Below are 19,589 nucleotides of genomic sequence, written 5' to 3' on the forward strand. Positions count from 1 at the left end.
GGTTTGGGCTAGGTTCTTCCAGGACATAGGCTATTGCTCGAACTTGAATAAAGGCTTATTTTACCCATTTTGGGGCTTGAGGTCGTGCAAAGGTCTCCGATTATCAAAAAAACCTTAGCGAACATTTCTGAACAGGAAAAACAGCACATCAATGATAAATGGCTAAGTTATCAGGAAAACCAAGACGATCAGACAATAGAACTAAATAATGCCGAAAAAAAATGGTTATCTGATCATCCTGTTATCCGCTTTACTGGCGACCCCAACTGGTTACCCTATGAGGCGTTCGACAGCAAAGGCAGCTACATTGGCATAGTTGCTGAGTATTTACAGTTGCTTGAAAAAAAACTGCACATCAAGTTTGACATTGTACCGACACTTTCCTGGGGCGAGTCGGTAGATATGATTAAGCACGACAAAGTTGATGTGTTGTCTGAAACGGTTGATTCCGATCTAAAATCAAAGTTGACGTTTACGCAGCCTTACTTATCCAGTCCGGTAGTTATCGTGATGGGCGATCAAGAAGGTTATGTCGACACGCTTGAGCAAATCAAACATCGCCGTTTGGCGGTTATTAAAGACTACGGGTATAACCCCGCCATTTTTCATAATTACCCAGATATTAAATTTTCCGAAGTCGATACGATTCAACAAGGTTTGACGGCAGTCTCTACTGGAAAAATCGATGCCTTGCTGTGTACCTTGGCTCATGCCAGTTACTACATCAGCAATCAGGGTATCAATAATGTCAGGATAGTCGGTAAAACCGAGATTATGACGCAATTGGGTTTGGGTGTCCGTAAAGAATTTGCGCCGTTAGTTCCATTGTTTGATCGGGCGTTAAAAAGCATTGAACAAAGCGATAAACAACAAATCAGCGATAATTGGGGGAAAGACCGTTTTGCCGCCAAAACCGATTACCAACTAATAGCAAAAATAGTAGGCGTTTTTCTACTGTTGTTGCTAATGATTTTTTTCTGGAATCGCCGTCTTGCCAATGAAATTAACCGCCGAAAACAAAGCGAACTGGAGGTCATGCGGTTAAACGAGCGTTTTACGCTAGCAACCAATCTGGTCTGTCTGGGCGTTTGGGAATTGGATTTTCATGGGGATCAACCGCGCTTTAGCTATGATGACAAAGTGCACGAAATCTACAGCGACACAGAAAAACAACAAATCTCATGGGATGAATGGAAGGCACAATATTTGCATCCTGACGATTATGCCTTACTTGAGCAATCCCTAATTAAACTCAATTCCCAAGGTGGTCAGCTGCACATAGAATACCGTATCGTTCGCGCTGATGGCGAAATCCGAACAATTTACTGCGGCTGCTTCGGAACTAAAATGAATGGCAAACTGGTTAAAATTACCGGTGTCAATTGGGACATAACCGCTCGCAAAGCAATCGAAAGAGATTTAGAAAAAGCCAAAAGCCAAGCTGAGAATGCCAACCTAGCCAAAACGCAGTTCCTTGCCAATATGAGCCATGAGATCCGTACGCCGCTTAATGCGATTATCGGCTTTACCGAATTGCTGAATGAACAAATAAAAGACACCAAACTTAAATCTTTTGTTAAAACCATTCAAACTGCTGGACATAGTCTACTGACACTTATTAACGATATACTGGATTTATCGAAAATCGAAGCAGGAAAAATGCGGATCGAAAAAAAGGTGTGCAATCCGCATAGCTTATTTAACGAATTAGGTCAGATGTTCATGATGAATATCAAAGCAAGAAATTTGGATTTCATCCTCGACATTGATTCAAAAATCCCTGAAAACTTGATCCTCGATGCCACACGGTTACGGCAAATCTTATTTAATCTAATTGGTAATGCTGTCAAGTTTACCGAGCAAGGTCATATTTGCGTGAGAGCTAGAACAGGAAATGAAGACAGTATTCGCAGCAAGCTGGATTTATATATTGATGTTGAAGATACCGGTATCGGTATTACCGTAGACCAACAAGCATTGATCTTTCAGGATTTCGAACAATTGGAAGGGCAAGATGTCCGCAAATACGGTGGCACGGGATTAGGACTGTCTATCAGCAAACGCTTAACCGAGTTGATGGGCGGCGAAATTTTATTGGTCAGCCATTTGGGTATTGGCTCCACTTTTACCATACATTTAATGGATGTGGCTGTTTCCTCGATAACATTGGAAGAGCAATCTATTAAACCGAACAAACAGATACGCTTCTATCCCGCCAACGTGCTGGCGGTTGATGATGTTGAAGATAATCGCAGCTTGCTGAGGGAATGTTTCGCCGAAACCCAACTGACGGTAACCGATGCTGAAAATGGTCTTGAAGCGGTCAATACCGTTAAACAAGGTAATATTGATTTAGTGTTGATGGATATTCGTATGCCGATCATGAATGGTTATCAGGCTGCCGAAAAGATCAAGACATTCTCAAATGTGCCCATTATCGCCCTGACCGCATCGGTGATGCAGGATGATTATGAACGCGCAAAAAGCATCCATTTCGACGGTTATTTGAGAAAACCGATATTGAAGGCCGAATTGATTTCAGAACTCATGCGGTATTTACCTTTTGAAGCCATCGAAGAAACCGCTATTATTGAACAAGTGCTAGTGTTGTCTAATCGGGAGCTACGAGCATTACCCAGTGTTATTGAAGCTCTTGATAAACATTCCAAAACTTGTGAACAAATCTCAAAAAATAATAATATCTCGGAAATTAAAAAATTTGCCGATACTGTTTTGACGATTGGCAATAAATATGGAATTTCTGTTGTCATTGAATTTGCCACTTTGCTACACGCAGATGTTGATGGTTTCGACATTGTTGCGATCAAACGCTCCCTGAATATATTTCCTGAATTGCTTTCGCAATTACGAGCTTATAACCAGTAGTAGCGGGATGCCCAGTCTTCCTAATACAGTTAATAATATTTAGAGAAAGATAATTCTGTCGCCCTTGAAAAAGCAATCCTAATCTAATCCAATGTTCAGCTATCCAGTTTAGACATCAACGATAGTCATTGACACAGCATCCACATCCCTATAGAATGCGCACAGCTCGAAATTGATTTACCGCTATGCTTATCTCTACGAAGTCTTTCTGTATTACTCGTCCTGTTTGTCATTTAAGTAATCTTCAAATTTCCCAGCGCCATCGGCCTAACGGCTTTAATTACTCTATACAAAAGGAACACACATGACAACTGGTACAGTTAAATGGTTTAACGCAGAAAAAGGTTTTGGTTTTATTCAACAAGAAAGCGGCCCTGACGTTTTCGTTCATTACCGCAACATCAGCGGCGGTGGCTTTAAATCTCTGGATGAAGGCCAAAAAGTAAACTTCACTATCACACAAGGCCAAAAAGGGCCGCAGGCAGAAGAAGTTACTCTCGCTTAATTAAACATAATTAGCCACAGCCTAACCACACTAAGGTGTGACGGGGCTGTGGCTTTTTTTTGCCTAACCTCTGCTGTTAATCGTATTTTCGATTGTTATAAAGCAGCCACCCGCTAGGGTGATGCCCTCTTGGGTCGCGGTGCGTCCAATGCACAACGCCGCCCTTATTATTCCATTCGTACTCGCCAGAAAAAGAAATAATTTCTCCTTCTTTCAAGCCCTCAACTTTGGCTGCTAGATCAATATTGTGAGCTATGAGAATTTTCTGCCCAGAATCTAGCTGGACGACAAAGCGTTGATGCCTTAGCCCGTGGTCGTCATCCCGCAATACTTTTGCTATTCGTCCCACTTGTTTTACCTGAATATTGCTTTGCTGATTATCGAACGCTTTCTTAAAAGTGTCTAAGTCGGTTAAATCAGAACTCGTGCTTTGTGGTAAATGCTTAAGTTCAAAACCACCTCTATTAGATTGTAGAAAAGCCGAGCAAATACCCAGTAAAATCAAAATAATAAGCTTTAGAAATCGTCTATTCTCAGGTAATTTTTGCATAGCATGGCTTTAGTTGTGTTTAATGAATATTTTCGTATATTATTAAGCGTATGAACAATTTTAGGTTATGGTCGGTAAGCTAAATATACACAACCTCACTGAGCATTAGAGTGTCAGTTAATATTGACAAAGGGTTTTCGCTGTTTTCGCCCTGACCTTGTATGATCAAATTCAATGCAACCTTACGCTGAATCAATGTATATATAAATCGATCACTTTTTACAATAGAACGAAGATCGTCGATACAAATAGTGGGCCATTATTGCCAAAACAAGGCATGTTGTCACTAATGGCCCGATAACCCCATCATAACTGCTTACCAGGTAGAGATAATCCGAACTAGGATTGATATTGAATAAGTCTTTGCTCAATTTAATCTGCCACACCCAACAGGCATGGCAACCGATACATAGGCCTAAACTGGCGTTCACTTGGGTTCTAAGCAGCCCTAAGAACACACCAACCGCAAATAAAGCAAAAAAAGCTGACAGAATTTCTGGGTTTAGCAAATGCGCAAAGGCTTCTGCCAGCAAATTGAAACCGCTAAATAGATTAAGTTCTTGTGCAGGTATTTGGGTTTTGCTGTCCAAAAAATGCAATATCGCATAATAAAATGCGCTGATTAAAATAGCCGCCCTAACTGACAGTTTCTTGCTTAAACCTGTTAGCAGTATTCCCCTAAAAACTGGTTCTTCAAATAATGAAATCAGCAACGCAAGTAATAATTCAATGACCAGTTTTTTGCCCACCCAGAATAGTGTCCAAGGCTTGGATTCGTCAATAACATTTAAGCCGAGTAGGTAAAGAGCAATAAAAACAGGCAGTAGGGTGATAAAGCCTAATCCAACACCTTGCCATAATTGCTTAACAAATACAGGTCTCTGCGAAAATCCCAAATCAAATTTGTTCAGCTTGAGATAGTACATCGCTGGAAAAATACTCAACACCAAAAATAGCTGGGAAGCTTTTTTGACGATGAATCTAAACGACAAGTCGTGCCATAAAGATACCAAGATATAGGCCAATATACAGGCAAGGAAAGTGGCGGCAAGCAACACCAACAGCGGAACTAAAGCGTAAAGGCAACGCTTCATCATGTACGGAAATCGCCCCACAACATCTGCACGGCCGCTAATGCAGCAATGGCGGCGGTTTCTGTCCTTAATATCCGACTACCTAAACGTACCGGGATAAACCCTGCCGCTTTAGCAATGCTGCATTCCTGATCGCTAAAGCCGCCTTCAGGCCCAGTTAATAAAGTCACTTTCATGTCATCAGGTTGTAACTCTGCCAATGAAAGTTCTGCGTAAGGATCAAGAAACACTGTTAAGCCTTGTTGATTGCTTACCCAGCTTTCCAAAGCCGCAATCTCTGTTAATTCGGGTAACACAGTCCTGCTGCTTTGTTCCGCCGCATGTTGGGCGATTTTTTGCCAATGTAATAAGCGTTGCAGTTTTTTGTTACCCTTAAACTGCACGACACAACGTTCCGTTATTAGCGGTGTAATCTGGTTAACGCCCAGTTCAACGGCTTTTTGTACCGATAAATCCATGCGGTCACCACGGGAAATCCCCAACCCTAAAGTAACTGACAAAGGCGACTCTACGCTACGGCCATTCCAGGATTTGACCGTAACTAGGACGGTTTTTCGGCTGACTTCGCCAAGCTCGCAAATATATTCTCCGCCATTGCCATTAAACAGGATGATGGCGTCGTCTTTTTTTAAGCGCAGCACCGTCCTGACATAATGACCGCTATCATCATCCAATTCAACTTGCTCGTTCGGCTTTAATGACAAAGACACATACAATCTGGATACCCGCATCTTAATCCTTTACCGCTTGTTGAATGCCATCCCAAGCGACTTCTGCCATTAATCGGATTTCATCCTCGTTGATAATATAAGGTGGCATAAAGTAAATGACATTGCCCAGCGGACGCAACAACACACCTTTTGACAAGGCGTATTGGTAAACCCGTAAGCCGCGCCGTTCCTGCCAGGGATAAGGTTCGCGGGTGTGCTTATTTTTGACCATCTCAATCGCCACTATCATGCCTGTTTGCCGGACTTCGGCAACGTGTGGATGGTCATAGAATCGTGCTGCGGCTTTTGCCATCAACTTTGCTAAGGTTTTATTATTGGCGATGATGTCCCGCTGCTGGAATATTTCTAATGTCGCCAGTGCAGCCCTACACGCCAGCGCATTACCCGTGTAACTATGCGAATGTAAAAATGCAGTCAACTTTTGATAATCATCGTAAAACGCCTGATAAATGTCATTGGTCGTCAATACCGCCGACAAGGGCAAATAGCCGCCCGTCAATCCTTTGGATAAACACATAAAGTCGGGTGTGATTGCGGCCTGTTCACACGCAAATAGCGTTCCGGTTCGCCCAAAACCGACAGCAATCTCATCAGCGATAAGATGCACATTATATTTGTCGCAAGCTCCACGCAGTAATTTTAAGTATATCGGATCGTACATCCGCATATTGCCGGCGCATTGCACTAAAGGCTCGATAATTACCGCGCAAACCGTCTCCGCGTGATCCCGCAGCGCGTTTTCCATCAGCTCGAAACGGCGCGACGAATACGCTGCCCAGGATTCGCCAGCTTCGCGGTGATAGCAATCTGGCCCAGGCACGGTAATCACGTCCATTAATAGCGGGGCGTAGGTTTCCTTATACAACGGCACATTGCCGACCGCCAACGCACCTAAGGTTTCGCCATGATAGCTATTTTCCAGCGTGATGAATTTGGTTTTTTGGGTTTGGCTCGATTTGTTTCGCCAATAGTGGAAACTCATCTTGAGAGCGACTTCCACCGCTGCTGAACCATTGTCGGCATAGAAGCAACGGTTAAGCCCTTCGGGTGTTACTTCCACCAACTTTTCCGCCAATTTGATCGCGGATTCGTGAGTAAAACCAGCAAAAATGACGTGTTCGAGCGTATCAAGCTGGTCTTTCAGTGCGGCATTTATATAAGGGTTGGCATGTCCGAAGAGATTGACCCACCAGGAGCTGATAGCATCCAGATAACGGTTGCCATCGAAATCTTCCAGCCAAACACCTTGACCTTTTTTGATAGGAATGATCGGGAAAGTCTCGTGGTCTTTCATTTGTGTGCAAGGATGCCACAAAACGGAAAGGTCACGATTGGAGAAGGAATGGTTGGTCATGGGCAATGCACTAAGCTGTAGTCACAACATTCGTTCACGATGCGGTTTGGTGACTCTGGTTACTTAGCACACAAAACAGGAGCTAAGGATTGTAAGGCAGATGCCGACTTACCGCTGCAAATTTTCTAAAATTGCCAACGTAGGCGCAGATTGGTTCATGGTATAAAAATGCAGCCCTGGCGCACCACCATCCAATAATCGCTGACAAAGATTACTGACCAAATCTAGGCCGAATGCTTGAATTGACGCACGGTCATCGCCAAAGCCTTCTAGCCGTTTGCGTAACCAGCGGGGAATGTCAGCACCGCACATTTCTGAAAAGCGAAATAACTGGGCGTATTGGGTAATCGGCATGATGCCAGGCACGATAGGTATTGTTATGCCATTTTTTTCGCACAGATCGATGAAATAGAAATACGCTTCGGCATTGTAAAAATACTGGGTAATCGCCGCATTTGCGCCAGCTTCAACCTTACGCTTGAAGTTTTTGAAATCTTCCGTTGCGCTGGAGGCTTGGGGATGCACTTCTGGATAGGCAGCAACGTGGATTTGAAAATCATCGCCTGTTTCCTGGCGGATAAATGCGACGAGTTCATTCGCGTAGCGGAATTCCCCTGCCGACATCATGCCGGATGGTAAATCGCCACGTAAAGCAACGATCTTTGATATGCCGTGTTCTTGGTAATTTTTCAGGATAGCCCGTATGTTTACTTTAGTGGAAGCTACGCAGGACAGATGCGGCGCGGCGGAGATCCCTTTTTGCTGTATATCAACAACGGTATCGAAGGTTTTGTCGCGAGTGGAACCGCCAGCACCAAAAGTGACAGAAAAGAATTCAGGATTTTGTTCGGCCAGCTTAGCGTGAACTAACTGTAAATTAGTTGCGCCTCCTTCAGTCTTTGGTGGATAAAACTCAAAGCTGAATTGTTGCGAGTGATTTTCTTTAGATTGCATCGGTATTTGTAAGCTAATGGGTTACGGCTACATCCATGTAGGCGTTAGGGCAACGCAGGGAGCGATTGCCGAGCAAAATGTAACCCAGCGAAATGCAGCAGAATGTTATGAAGATCAATCAATACCTATAATGATCGGCTTTATATGGACCCTCAAGCGGAACATTAATGTATTTTGCCTGTACATCAGTAAGAACAGTCAACTTAACACCTAATTGCTCCAAATGCGATCTGGCTACTTTTTCATCCAGTATTTTAGGCAGTATGTAGACCTTATTTTCATAGCTCTTGGCATTTTGCCACAACTCCATTTGCGCTAACACTTGGTTGCAGAATGAATTAGACATGACGAAACTTGGATGTCCAGTTGCGCAACCTAAGTTAACTAAACGACCTTCCGCTAAGATAATCAAGCGCTTGCCGTCTGGAAAAATGACATGGTCAACTTGCGGTTTGATATTTTCCCATGTGTACTGGCGCAACGATGAAATCTCAATTTCGGAATCAAAATGGCCGATGTTGCAGACAATGGCTTGATCCCGCATAGCTAACAAATGCTTATGAGTAATCACATTGAAATTGCCGGTTGCACTGACAAAAATATTGGCAATAGATGCGGCATCTTCCATGGTTACCACACGATAACCTTCCATCGCCGCTTGTAACGCACAGATAGGGTCTATTTCGGTGATCCATACAGTAGCACCTAAACCACGTAAGGATTGGGCACAGCCTTTACCGACATCACCATAACCACAGACCACGGCGATTTTTCCGGCGATCATGACATCAGTCGCACGTTTGATGCCGTCAACCAAGGATTCGCGGCAACCGTATAGGTTATCGAACTTAGATTTGGTAACGGAATCATTGACGTTAAAAGCGGGTACTTTCAAGGTATTTTTGGCAACCCGTTCGTATAAGCGTAATACGCCTGTGGTGGTTTCTTCTGATAAACCTTTGACACCCGCCATCAGTTCTGGAAACTTGTCGTGCATCATGTTGGTGAGATCGCCGCCATCATCGAGGATCATATTAGGTCGCCAGCCATTCGGTCCGATAATAGTCTGTTCGATACACCAATCGGCTTCGGCTTCGGTTTCGCCTTTCCAAGCAAATACCGGAATTCCAGCAGCAGCAATAGCTGCTGCCGCGTTATCTTGGGTCGAAAAAATATTGCAAGACGACCAACGCACTTCCGCACCTAAGGCAATCAAGGTCTCAATTAGCACCGCCGTTTGGATGGTCATGTGCAGACAACCGGCAACACGCGCACCTTTAAGGGGTTTTTTACCACCGAATTCCTGACGTAAGGCCATTAGGCCCGGCATTTCAGTTTCGGCGATATTAATTTCTTTTCGTCCCCAATCCGCAAGGGCAATATCCGCGATCTTGTAGTCTTGTTGGCTCATTTGAGTTTCCTTAGTGTTTGAATTAAATGCCAGCTGCATCTTTTAATACCTCGATTTTGTCAGTTTTTTCCCAACTGAATGTGCTTTCAGTCCGCCCAAAATGGCCGTAAGAAGCAGTCGGTTGGTAAATAGGTTTTAGTAAGTCCAGCATGGCAATCAAGCCTTTAGGTCTGAGATCGAAATGTTCCCTGACGATTTGCACCAATCTCTCTTCGGTAAGTTTCCCCGTACCAAAAGTTTCAACCGCAATTGAAGTCGGCTCTGCAACACCAATGGCATAAGACACTTGAATCTCACAGCGATCCGCCAAACCTGCCGCGACAATATTTTTTGCCACATAGCGCGCCATATAAGCCGCTGATCGATCCACTTTTGAAGGATCTTTACCGGAAAAAGCACCGCCACCGTGTCTTGCCATGCCGCCATATGAATCTACGATAATTTTACGACCTGTCAATCCGCAATCGCCGACAGGACCACCAATGATGAACTGGCCTGTTGGGTTAATAAAATATTTCGTGTCTTTGTGCAGCCATTCCTTAGGCAAAACAGGCAGGATAATTTCATCCATCACTGCTTCATGCAATGCTTTTGTACTAATGTCAGGCGAATGCTGGGTAGATAGCACGACGGCATCAATGGCTACGGGTATGTTGTTTTCGTAACGAAAAGTGACTTGGCTCTTCGCATCAGGGCGTAGCCAAGGCAACGTCTTATTTTTACGGACTTCAGCTTGCCGTTTGACTAACAAATGCGAATACGTAATGGGAGCTGGCATCAAAACATCGGTTTCATTGCTTGCATAACCAAACATCAAGCCTTGGTCACCCGCACCTTGCTCATGATTTTCACCTTCATCAACGCCCATCGCAATGTCTGCTGATTGTTTGCCAATCGCATTCAATACGGCACAGCTCTTTCCATCGAAACCAATATCGCCATTATCGTAGCCTATGTCGCAAACGACTTTCCTGACCAACTCCTCCATATCCACCCAGGCATCTGTGGTAATTTCACCTGCCAAAACTACCATACCGGTTTTGACTAATGTTTCACAAGCCACACGAGAACGAGGATCTTGCGCCAACAAGGCATCAAGGACGGCATCAGAAATTTGGTCTGCAACTTTGTCTGGATGCCCTTCTGAAACGGATTCTGATGTAAATATGAAATTATTGCTCACAATACCACCTTTGTTAATAGTAAAAACTTGAATAGCCAAAAGGCTGCAAAAGCAGCCTCTACGTACTTATACTTAATGGTGGGCCCTGTAGGACTTGAACCTACGACCTGCCGATTATGAGTCGGATGCTCTAACCAACTGAGCTAAGGGCCCTGTATTTTTTACTTGAAGCTATTCGCCATCCAAAAAGCATCTTAATTGCTCTGATCTGGACGGATGCCGTAGCTTCCGTAAGGCTTTAGCCTCGATTTGACGGATGCGTTCACGTGTAACATCAAACTGCTTGCCCACTTCTTCCAAAGTGTGATCAGTATTCATATTGATACCAAACCGCATGCGTAGCACTTTTGCTTCCCTTGCTGTTAAACCTGCCAACACATTTTGGGTTGACTCTCGCAACCCAGCAATTGTTGCTGCTTCAACTGGAGACAGCACCCTCGAGTCCTCTATAAAGTCTCCTAAGTGAGAGTCTTCATCATCACCAATCGGTGTTTCCATGGAGATAGGCTCTTTAGCGATTTTCAACACCTTACGGACTTTATCTTCCGGCATTTCCATACGCACAGCCAATTCTTCTGGAGTTGCTTCACGACCCATTTCCTGAAGTATCTGTCTTGAAATCCGGTTCAATTTATTGATGGTTTCAATCATATGCACCGGAATTCGGATGGTCCGTGCTTGGTCGGCTATGGAACGGGTGATCGCCTGCCTTATCCACCAAGTGGCATAAGTTGAAAATTTGTATCCACGACGATACTCAAACTTATCGACCGCTTTCATTAACCCGATATTGCCTTCCTGAATCAAATCCAGGAACTGCAAACCCCGGTTAGTATATTTTTTCGCAATAGAGATAACCAAACGCAAATTGGCTTCGATCATTTCCTTCTTGGCGCGTCTGGCTTTTGCCTCACCAATCGAAATACGACGGTTAATGTCTTTTAAACCAGCAATGGTCAAACCATAGTTAACTTCAATCTCAGTTAATATTTTCCGAGCTTTGCGTAACTCTTTCTCATACTCTTTCAAAACTGCCGAATAGGGATTATTTTTATCAAAATATTGATCTAGCCAATCCGAACGCGTTTCATTATCTGTGTAAGCCGCAATAAATTCCAGCCTAGGCATTTTTGCTTTTTTTAGAAAAATATCATGAATAACTCTTTCCTGTTCACGAACGGAAGCGACACCATCAGGAATAATGGCCGTGAGTTTTTTCAGGTATTGTGGCGCCCACTTCAGCTCTATAAACAAGCCTGACAGTGCTTCAAACGCTTTTTCCGTTTGTTCACTGACATAGCCATATTGACTGATAGCCGATGTGGCTTCTTTTAGCTGTTCTCTGAGTTGGTCAATTTTTTCTTTGACTTCATCGAAATTAAGCCCCTTTACCTCTTCTTCAGGACTCGCTTCGTCAGCCCCGTCAACCGCATCAATAGAGACCGGACTAGTCAATAAGTCCTCAGGCTCACTTAAATCAGTAAAGCCCACAATCATGTCTGATAATCTAAAGCCACTTTCTTCTTCAGAAATGGAGTCAAATGATTGCAAGACATCTTCAACAACCACGCAAGAACGGGAAATGGCTTTAACAAGCTGTTGATTGCCTTCTTCAATGCGTTTGGCAATCTTTAACTCATCGGCGCGGGTTAAGAGCTCGACTGAACCCATTTCACGCATATACATCCGCACGGGGTCAGTCGTCCGACCAAACTCGCTATCGACAGACGCCAAGGCAGCAACCTCTTCGGCATCTTCATCGTCGGTGGTAACCGCCGCAGAATCGGTAATCAGCGAGTCATCATCAGGCGCAGTTTCATAGACCTGAATGCCTAAATCATTGATGGTACCAATGAACTCTTCGATTTGTTCAGGATCGGAAATATCACTGGGCAGGTGGTCATTCACCTCAGCATAAGTCAGGTATCCCTGGGCTTTGCCTTTAGCTATTAATTGCCTAAGTTGAGAATGCTGATCTTGACTCATAAATTACCCATGCGTTACTTTAGTTACAGCCTGACTGAAATCAACCCAAAATTATACTATAAAACTCGTCAAATTACACCGCTATGTTTTACAACCAATAGCTTACGCAACAACTCCTTTTCGTCCTGATTTAAGCCTATGCTCTTCTCTTTTGCTAACAAGCCATCAATACAGGCTTTATTCTCTTGCTCCAGCAACCTATCTAAGGCATCGCTAAATTCATTTTCCACACCTTCCGCTTTGACACTTTGCCCCGAAGTCAGCAGGCTTAATGCGGCTAAATCCTTAATCACTTTCTCATTAGGATGATTTCGATAATGCTCTAATAATACGGCGGTATTGGCTGGTTTTGTTGCCAAAACCACAGCCAGAATATCTCTGAACAATTGAATACCAGAAAATTCCAGGCTATCCCAAATTATTTCTTTTTGCTCGACCTTGCTTATGAGCTCTGGATGCTGCACCAATAAGGCAATAATTATCCGTGGCAACGACAACAGTTTGCTCTCATGCTGTCGATTGCCCGTTACTTTGGGGTTAAGTCTAGCTGGGTTTCCTGAAACATCCAGCAAACTTGATCGAGTTAATTCATTCAATCTGGCAAACATCATATCCCGAAAAACGCCTAGTGGCAGCTTCTCTAGGTAGGGTTTTGCTTTATTTATCAATTGTGAACGACCTTCCATTTCGTCAAGCTTAAGATTATTCGATAAAGCACTAAAAAAATAATCAGACAAGGGCTGAGATTGTTGTACACGTTCGGTAAAACTCTCGGCACCTTCCGCACGTACCAGTGAATCGGGATCATGCTGTTGCGGCAATAACATAATACGGACTTGCCGACCGTCTTTAAGTGCGCCAAAAGCCGGTTCCATTGCACGCCAGGCGGCATCACGCCCCGCTTTATCACCATCAAAACAAAATACCAGTTCGGATGAAAACCGGAATAATAAATCGAGATGTGCTTGCGATGTCGCAGTTCCCAATGTTGCTACGGAATAGTGAATTCCACTTCCCGCCAAGGCGATAACATCCATATAGCCTTCAACGATGAGAATCCGTTTGGGCTTAGCTTCTTTACGGAGCAACTCGAAGAGGCCATAGACCTCTTTGCCTTTTTGAAAGACTGGTGTTTCCGGTGAATTCAAGTACTTAGGCATTGAATCATCCAATACCCGCCCACCAAAACCGACAATTCGACCGCGCTTATCTCGGATTGGGTACATAACGCGCCCACGAAAGCGATCATATGCCCTACCCTCCTTATCAATCAACAGCCCTGCTTGGATTAACTGGTTTTGATCAAAGCGATTAGCTAATGCCTGCCATTCATCGGGTGCGTAACCGATCATGAATGCTCGCGCACAATCATCAGTAACGCCCCTAGCTTTTAAATATGCGACGGCTTTTTTACCGGCATCATGGGTTCTAAGGCAGTCTACGTAAAAAGCTGCAACCTGTTCAAGAAGCTGGTATTGATCGCTGATATTCTCTTTTTTTGGCGCTGCACTTGGATGATCGCTGGCTTCCCTAGGTACATCAACACCTGCAAAAGTAGCCAAGTCTTCGACGGCTTCGACAAAATCCAGATGACTGAAATCCATCAGAAAACCAATGGCATTGCCGCTTACGCCGCAACCGAAACAATGGAAAAGCTGCTTATTTCGGCTGACTGAAAAACTAGGCGTTTTTTCGGTGTGGAAAGGACACCGAGCGACAAAATTTGTGCCGGTTTTTTTCAGGGGGACGTGCGATTCAATTAAATCGACAATATCAACCCGAGCTAGGAGATCATCAATAAAATAACGGGGGATTCTACCGGACATCGTCAGAGCCGGAATTGTTACTGAGCCAACGCAACCTTGATTTTGGCGCTGACAACTGACATATCGGCGCGTCCTTGCATTTTTCCCTTGAGTAAAGCCATCACTTTGCCCATGTCTTTTACCGATTCTGCACCGGATTCGGCGACGGCGGCACTCACCATGCCGTCAACTTCGGCTTCGCTAAGTGCTTGTGGCATAAAATCCTGGATGACCAGCACTTCTGCTTCCTCGATGGCAACCAGATCATCCCTACCAGCATCGCCAAATTGCCGGATGGATTCACGCCGCTGCTTTAACATCTTGTCAAGCACCACGATAGTACGCTCGTCATCCAACGTTATGCGCTCGTCAACCTCAATCTGCTTGATTGCAGCAAGAATTAATCTAATGACTCCCAACCTGGATTTATTGCCTCCTTTCATGGAGGCTTTCATATCGTCCTTGATACGGTCTGTCAGCAAGCCTGTCATAGCCGTGCTTTAAAGTACTGGGCGACCACGACGCAAGTTTTTAAGCGCGTAACGCTCACGCGCCAGCTTTTTCAAATGGCGTTTAACCGCAGCAGCACCTTTACGTTTACGCTCTGAGGTAGGTTTTTCATAGAATTCACGGCGACGCACTTCCGCCAACACACCAGCCTTCTCACATGCGCGTTTGAAACGGCGAATAGCGATATCGAAGGGCTCATTTTCTTTAATTTTGACTGACGGCATAGCTTTCCATTATGTTAATATTTGAATGAAACGGTTTTTAAGCGCGGCATTTATACCCACGCAATAAAAAGAACCGTTGATTATAACCCTATCTTTTATTTTTTCAAAAACTCAATGTATGTTTTAGGGATAGAAACCTCTTGCGATGACACCGGCGTTGCCATTTATCACTCCGAACACGGGCTGATTAGCCACCACTTATACAGCCAAGTTGCGATGCACAACGAATACGGCGGTGTTGTGCCGGAGTTGGCATCCCGCGACCATATTCGAAAATTAATTCCGCTAATCAAGCAAACTTTACTAGAAAGCCGTCTGCAAAAAAGCGAAATTAACGGCGTTGCTTATACCGCAGGCCCAGGTTTGATGGGGGCTTTGCTGGTCGCTGCCGCCACTGCAAGAAGCCTGGCCTGGGCGTGGGGAATTCCCGCCATCGCGGTACATCACATGGAAGGCCATCTGCTCGCGCCCATGTTGGAAGCTTGTCCGCCACCATATCCATTTGTCGCGCTACTCATTTCCGGCGGCCACACCTTATTAGTACAAGTCGAAGGCATAGGCCGTTATCAATTATTGGGCGAATCACTGGATGATGCCGCTGGTGAAGCATTTGATAAGACAGCAAAAATGCTAGGCTTAGGCTATCCCGGCGGGCCGAAATTATCTAAACTTGCTGAACAGGGCGGACAAGTTTATAAATTTCCACGCCCTATGACCGACAGGCCGGGGCTGGATTTCAGCTTTAGTGGCTTAAAAACCTTCACGCTCAATACCTTTAACAAAAGTCAAAAAACCGAGCAAGACAAAGCCGACATCGCTTTTGCTTTCCAACAAGCCGTTGCCGAAACCCTTAGCATCAAATGCAAACGCGCCATCCGGCAAACTGGCATTAAACGGCTGGTGGTGGCGGGTGGCGTTAGTGCTAACAAGCAGATTCGCGCTGCTTTACGTGAAATGACCGATCAAGAAAACAGTGAGATCTTTTTCCCAAGACCGGAATTTTGCACCGATAATGGCGCGATGATTGCTTATGCGGGTTGTCAGCGGCTGTTGAGAGGCGAACATCAAGGCCTGGAAATATTTGCTAAACCGAGGTGGCCGATTAATGAGCTACTTTAACTAACCTAGTTAGAAATTTGACAGTGATCGTTCCCAATTTTTTATCGCTTTTTTGATTTGTTCTGCACCACTACGGTATTTTAGGCCTAAAAGACACCATTGCTAAAAAGCTAAAGACAACAAACCTTTGCTTGTCATTACATAGAAACTTAAAATTTAATCTATTTTCAGCATTTTTAGCACGTCCGAATTCGGCTAATGCACTGATTGTACGATCACAAACTAAATTTCCATCAGCATCTCCATTCTTTACGCACCACAACATATAACTAGGCACGTAAATCATGTAATCAATCTCTTCTTTTAGCCATAATAAATCTGTATTGTGACAAATAAATCTATCTGACACAACATTATTTTCAGATAAGAAGAATTCTCTTTTAATTTCTTCACCCAAATTCATAGCTTACATCTAGGAAACTACTCATTATTAGACGAAGCAGGTTTGCCTTCTTCCCCAGCCAACAACCGCTGTATATTACTTTTATGCCGGAATAGCAAAAACGCCATCATCACCACAGCAGCACAAAAAATGACCTTATCACCCAAAATAAACCAAGCGTAAATCGGCGATAAAACCGAAGCAGCCAAGGCAGAAAGCGATGAAATCTTACGAAGTTTGTATACCAACAGCCAAGTACCGATAACAGCCAGCCCCAAAACCCAGGAAAAGCCCAGTAAAACGCCTAAGGAAGTGGCAACGCCTTTACCGCCTTTGAGACCAAAAAATATGGGATAAAGGTGACCGAAAAATGCAGCCAGGCCGGTCATAGCCAAAACAATCGGTGACATACCCAATAAATTCGCCAGATAGGCAGGGATAAAACCTTTTAGCATATCCCCAAGCAAGGTGATCCCCGCCGCTTTTTTGCCGCCAATCCGCATCACATTGGTTGCACCCGGATTACCTGAACCCTGCCCACGAGGATCTGGCAAACCCATCACGCGGCAAGTGATAATCGCACATGAAACTGAACCCAATAAATAAGCCGCAGGAATTAACAACCACTCAAACATTAACCACCTTCCATCCAAAACTTGTAACTACTGTTCATATCCCCGATACTTACCGCTTCAAAACGGCACATCATAACCGGAAATTACTATGGATATTATATTTTTAGGCGGGCTTCAAATCGAGACCATTATCGGTATTTTCGACTGGGAACGGGAAACCAAACAAACAGTCATACTGGACATAGAAATGGCTTACGACATCCAAAAAGCCGCCGAAACCGACGATATTGCATACACTTTAGATTACAAGGCAGTATCCAAACGGATTATCGCTTTCGTCGAAGCCAGTAATTATTTTCTGGTGGAGCGGCTGACAGTGGAAATTGCCGACATTATTCTCAATGAATTCAATGTGCCGTGGGTAAAAGTAACCCTCAACAAAAAAGGCGCGATCCGTGGTGCCAGCGATGTCGGGATTATCGTCGAACGAGGGCGTAAGTAATATGCCAACCGGATATATCAGCATCGGCAGCAACATCGACAAGGAAAAACACATCCCTGCCAGCATCAAAGCTTTGGAAGCCTGTTACGGACAATTAACCTTATCCAGTATCTACGAATCCGATTCCGTCGGCTTTTCCGGCGATTCATTTTTCAACTTGATCGTAGGCTTTAACTCTAATCTGGATGTCAAAGAAATCGTCGAGCAATTACGTCAAATCGAACTGGACAATGGCCGCAACCGCGACTGCAAAAAATTCTCCTCCCGAACCCTGGACTTAGACCTCGTGCTATATGGCGACTTGATAATCAACGAAGGTCGCATCCAAATACCGCGTGACGAAATCGAAAAATACGCCTTTGTCTTAGAGCCTTTGGCAGAAATTGCCGGACATTTGCAACATCCTGTCACCCACATCCATTATGCGGAGTTATGGGAAAAATTCGATAAAATCAATCTGAAACAACATCTTATAACGCCTTATTGGTAGCCTCAAGTAGGGAAAACGGAGTCACGAACTCCTGGATTCCGCAAGCTCCATCCAGGCTACTTGCTAAAACAAATCACCATGCTTTAACAGCCAATAAAGTGCCTTGATAAGCATCAAAGGGACAGCCAAGGTTAACAAAATTGAAAAGATAAATAGCATGGTCTTGGCGACAAGCTTTACCTGGTTGAGAGAACTAGCAGCGATGGTGGCAATAAACACGATGACTGTAAACGCTGTAGCTGCTCCAAATAAAGTACTTGCGCTAGTATTTGGTTGGCTGAAATAAAGCAACAGATAAACCAGCCCGCAACAATCCGCTAACAACAACACCATGCCGTCCACCGCGATCTCTGACCGATTTTGGTAAATTGCTGGGCCTAAGCTAACTGTTGAGCTAATCAATACCCATATTGCTGTTCTATGCCAAAAAGAAACCATCCTGTATATGCGTTTATCAGCATAATCGAAATAGTCGTCATAGAACATGTGAATGCTTAAATCGGTGTATAGACTGATCAGCACAAAAAGGATAGGTAGGCAAGCAATAATCCACCATAAACACCGATGCCTAAAATAAGTATTATCATCTTCAAATCTTTTATGGTTGAATTGATAACGTGTTGTGCCTACAATAATGATGAACATTACTAAAGCAATTTCCGCATTAGTTATCTGTTCTCTAAGCATAAGATCCAGCCAGCCCATAGTCTCACCTTCCTATATAAACACAGAGTTTTAGGTTGTAAAAAGTCAAACTGGTTTGCAAAGATATTTCGTCTACACTAATTAACCAGAAAAGTCAGCTTGTCATATTTTACAAAAAGTCGACTTTGACAGATTTTGATTAATATGTATTATTGCCTTAACGTAGAGTAAAGATTAGTGATACTGGCATTAACGGCCAAATTTGCACTGACTAATTTCATAGACCTTTTCTGTATAGCCTTAACCTTACCGAAACTAGTCACCTTAAGATTGGGAATGGACAATACTCCATTGACTAACTTGGGCGGATTGCTAGACCTATTGGCTGTTGGTGCGCTTGTATACGTATAATAACCATCTTTGTTCTGATCGTGCATGGTGATGGATTTTGCCACGCCATTCACAATGACCAAAGGAATTCGAATCACAGGGTAGCCAAGGTCTGTACTTCAGCCGGACGGGGCATGTTGCCCCGTTCGCAAGGTTTCGACGTGGTTCAACAACGTCACCGTCGGGGAAACGTGAGTGACGGGGTAACATACCTGTCTCTTGATCACATTTTGCTTTAGAAATAGACTATACCCTATTAATAACCATAGGTTTTGTAGTAAGCATGATTCCAA

Annotated in this window: 20 protein-coding genes and 1 tRNA gene; 5 read left to right on the forward strand and 16 right to left on the reverse strand. The window is 44.0% G+C overall.

Annotation, left to right across the window (positions count from 1 at the left end):
* Positions 1–84: 84 nt before the first annotated feature.
* Positions 85–2,886, forward strand: coding sequence for a transporter substrate-binding domain-containing protein (locus ABL924_RS14115; protein WP_349027736.1), 2,802 nt, complete (start codon positions 85–87; stop codon positions 2,884–2,886).
* A 304-nt stretch (positions 2,887–3,190) separates the two neighbouring features.
* Positions 3,191–3,391, forward strand: coding sequence for a cold-shock protein (locus ABL924_RS14120; RefSeq protein ID WP_349027737.1), 201 nt, complete (start codon positions 3,191–3,193; stop codon positions 3,389–3,391).
* A 76-nt stretch (positions 3,392–3,467) separates the two neighbouring features.
* On the opposite strand, the gene ABL924_RS14125 is transcribed toward ABL924_RS14120, so the two are convergent.
* From ABL924_RS14125 to rpsU, 12 genes are all read right to left on the reverse strand, one after another.
* The gene (locus ABL924_RS14125; protein WP_349027738.1) at positions 3,468–3,941 is read right to left on the reverse strand and encodes a DUF3465 domain-containing protein; all 474 of its coding nucleotides are present in this window, start codon (positions 3,939–3,941) and stop codon (positions 3,468–3,470) included.
* Between the two features lie 212 nt (positions 3,942–4,153).
* Positions 4,154–5,035, reverse strand: coding sequence for a CPBP family intramembrane glutamic endopeptidase (locus tag ABL924_RS14130; protein WP_349027739.1), 882 nt, complete (start codon positions 5,033–5,035; stop codon positions 4,154–4,156).
* Positions 5,035–5,766: a 16S rRNA (uracil(1498)-N(3))-methyltransferase gene (locus tag ABL924_RS14135; RefSeq protein ID WP_349027740.1), complete on the reverse strand. Its 732-nt coding sequence runs from the start codon at positions 5,764–5,766 to the stop codon at positions 5,035–5,037. The genes ABL924_RS14130 and ABL924_RS14135 overlap by 1 nt, the downstream gene beginning before the upstream one ends.
* 1 nt (position 5,767) lies before the next feature.
* A complete protein-coding gene (locus ABL924_RS14140; protein WP_349027741.1) occupies positions 5,768–7,120 on the reverse strand; it encodes an adenosylmethionine--8-amino-7-oxononanoate transaminase in 1,353 nt (450 codons plus the stop codon).
* Positions 7,121–7,228: 108 nt separating this feature from the next.
* The gene (metF, locus tag ABL924_RS14145; protein WP_349027742.1) at positions 7,229–8,074 is read right to left on the reverse strand and encodes a methylenetetrahydrofolate reductase [NAD(P)H]; all 846 of its coding nucleotides are present in this window, start codon (positions 8,072–8,074) and stop codon (positions 7,229–7,231) included.
* Between the two features lie 118 nt (positions 8,075–8,192).
* Positions 8,193–9,485, reverse strand: a complete 1,293-nt coding sequence (gene ahcY / locus ABL924_RS14150) for an adenosylhomocysteinase (protein WP_349027743.1) — start codon at positions 9,483–9,485, stop codon at positions 8,193–8,195.
* A 22-nt stretch (positions 9,486–9,507) separates the two neighbouring features.
* Positions 9,508–10,668, reverse strand: coding sequence for a methionine adenosyltransferase (gene metK / locus ABL924_RS14155; RefSeq protein ID WP_349027744.1), 1,161 nt, complete (start codon positions 10,666–10,668; stop codon positions 9,508–9,510).
* A 76-nt stretch (positions 10,669–10,744) separates the two neighbouring features.
* Positions 10,745–10,821 (reverse strand) — tRNA-Ile (locus ABL924_RS14160).
* Positions 10,822–10,839: 18 nt separating this feature from the next.
* Positions 10,840–12,654 carry an RNA polymerase sigma factor RpoD gene (gene rpoD, locus ABL924_RS14165; RefSeq protein WP_349027745.1) on the reverse strand — a complete coding sequence of 605 codons (1,815 nt, stop codon included), beginning with the start codon at positions 12,652–12,654 and terminating at the stop codon, positions 10,840–10,842.
* A gap of 68 nt (positions 12,655–12,722) precedes the next feature.
* Positions 12,723–14,480, reverse strand: coding sequence for a DNA primase (gene dnaG, locus ABL924_RS14170; RefSeq protein ID WP_349027746.1), 1,758 nt, complete (start codon positions 14,478–14,480; stop codon positions 12,723–12,725).
* Positions 14,481–14,497: 17 nt separating this feature from the next.
* On the reverse strand, positions 14,498–14,950 hold the full coding sequence (locus tag ABL924_RS14175; protein ID WP_349027747.1) for a GatB/YqeY domain-containing protein: 453 nt from the start codon (positions 14,948–14,950) through the stop codon (positions 14,498–14,500).
* Positions 14,951–14,959: 9 nt separating this feature from the next.
* Positions 14,960–15,193, reverse strand: coding sequence for a 30S ribosomal protein S21 (gene rpsU / locus ABL924_RS14180; RefSeq protein WP_349027748.1), 234 nt, complete (start codon positions 15,191–15,193; stop codon positions 14,960–14,962).
* A gap of 114 nt (positions 15,194–15,307) precedes the next feature.
* Between rpsU and tsaD the strand changes: the two genes are divergently transcribed.
* On the forward strand, positions 15,308–16,312 hold the full coding sequence (gene tsaD, locus ABL924_RS14185; RefSeq protein WP_349027754.1) for a tRNA (adenosine(37)-N6)-threonylcarbamoyltransferase complex transferase subunit TsaD: 1,005 nt from the start codon (positions 15,308–15,310) through the stop codon (positions 16,310–16,312).
* Between the two features lie 70 nt (positions 16,313–16,382).
* On the opposite strand, the gene ABL924_RS14190 is transcribed toward tsaD, so the two are convergent.
* Both ABL924_RS14190 and plsY read right to left on the reverse strand, forming a co-directional pair.
* Positions 16,383–16,715, reverse strand: coding sequence for a hypothetical protein (locus ABL924_RS14190; protein ID WP_349027749.1), 333 nt, complete (start codon positions 16,713–16,715; stop codon positions 16,383–16,385).
* 17 nt (positions 16,716–16,732) lie between these two features.
* The gene (gene plsY / locus ABL924_RS14195; protein WP_349027750.1) at positions 16,733–17,329 is read right to left on the reverse strand and encodes a glycerol-3-phosphate 1-O-acyltransferase PlsY; all 597 of its coding nucleotides are present in this window, start codon (positions 17,327–17,329) and stop codon (positions 16,733–16,735) included.
* Between the two features lie 88 nt (positions 17,330–17,417).
* Between plsY and folB the strand changes: the two genes are divergently transcribed.
* Both folB and folK read left to right on the forward strand, forming a co-directional pair.
* The gene (gene folB, locus ABL924_RS14200; RefSeq protein WP_349027751.1) at positions 17,418–17,771 is read left to right on the forward strand and encodes a dihydroneopterin aldolase; all 354 of its coding nucleotides are present in this window, start codon (positions 17,418–17,420) and stop codon (positions 17,769–17,771) included.
* Between the two features lies 1 nt (position 17,772).
* Positions 17,773–18,261 (forward strand): 2-amino-4-hydroxy-6-hydroxymethyldihydropteridine diphosphokinase, encoded by a 489-nt coding sequence (gene folK, locus ABL924_RS14205; protein WP_349027755.1) that lies wholly within the window; start codon positions 17,773–17,775, stop codon positions 18,259–18,261.
* 63 nt (positions 18,262–18,324) lie between these two features.
* Here the strand turns inward: folK and ABL924_RS14210 are convergent, their stop codons facing one another.
* Positions 18,325–18,966: a hypothetical protein gene (locus ABL924_RS14210; protein WP_349027752.1), complete on the reverse strand. Its 642-nt coding sequence runs from the start codon at positions 18,964–18,966 to the stop codon at positions 18,325–18,327.
* 149 nt (positions 18,967–19,115) lie between these two features.
* Positions 19,116–19,394 carry a hypothetical protein gene (locus tag ABL924_RS14215; protein ID WP_349027753.1) on the reverse strand — a complete coding sequence of 93 codons (279 nt, stop codon included), beginning with the start codon at positions 19,392–19,394 and terminating at the stop codon, positions 19,116–19,118.
* Positions 19,395–19,589 lie beyond the last annotated feature (195 nt).

This window comes from Methyloglobulus sp. (assembly GCF_040079455.1).
In the GTDB taxonomy this organism is placed as follows: domain Bacteria; phylum Pseudomonadota; class Gammaproteobacteria; order Methylococcales; family Methylomonadaceae; genus Methyloglobulus.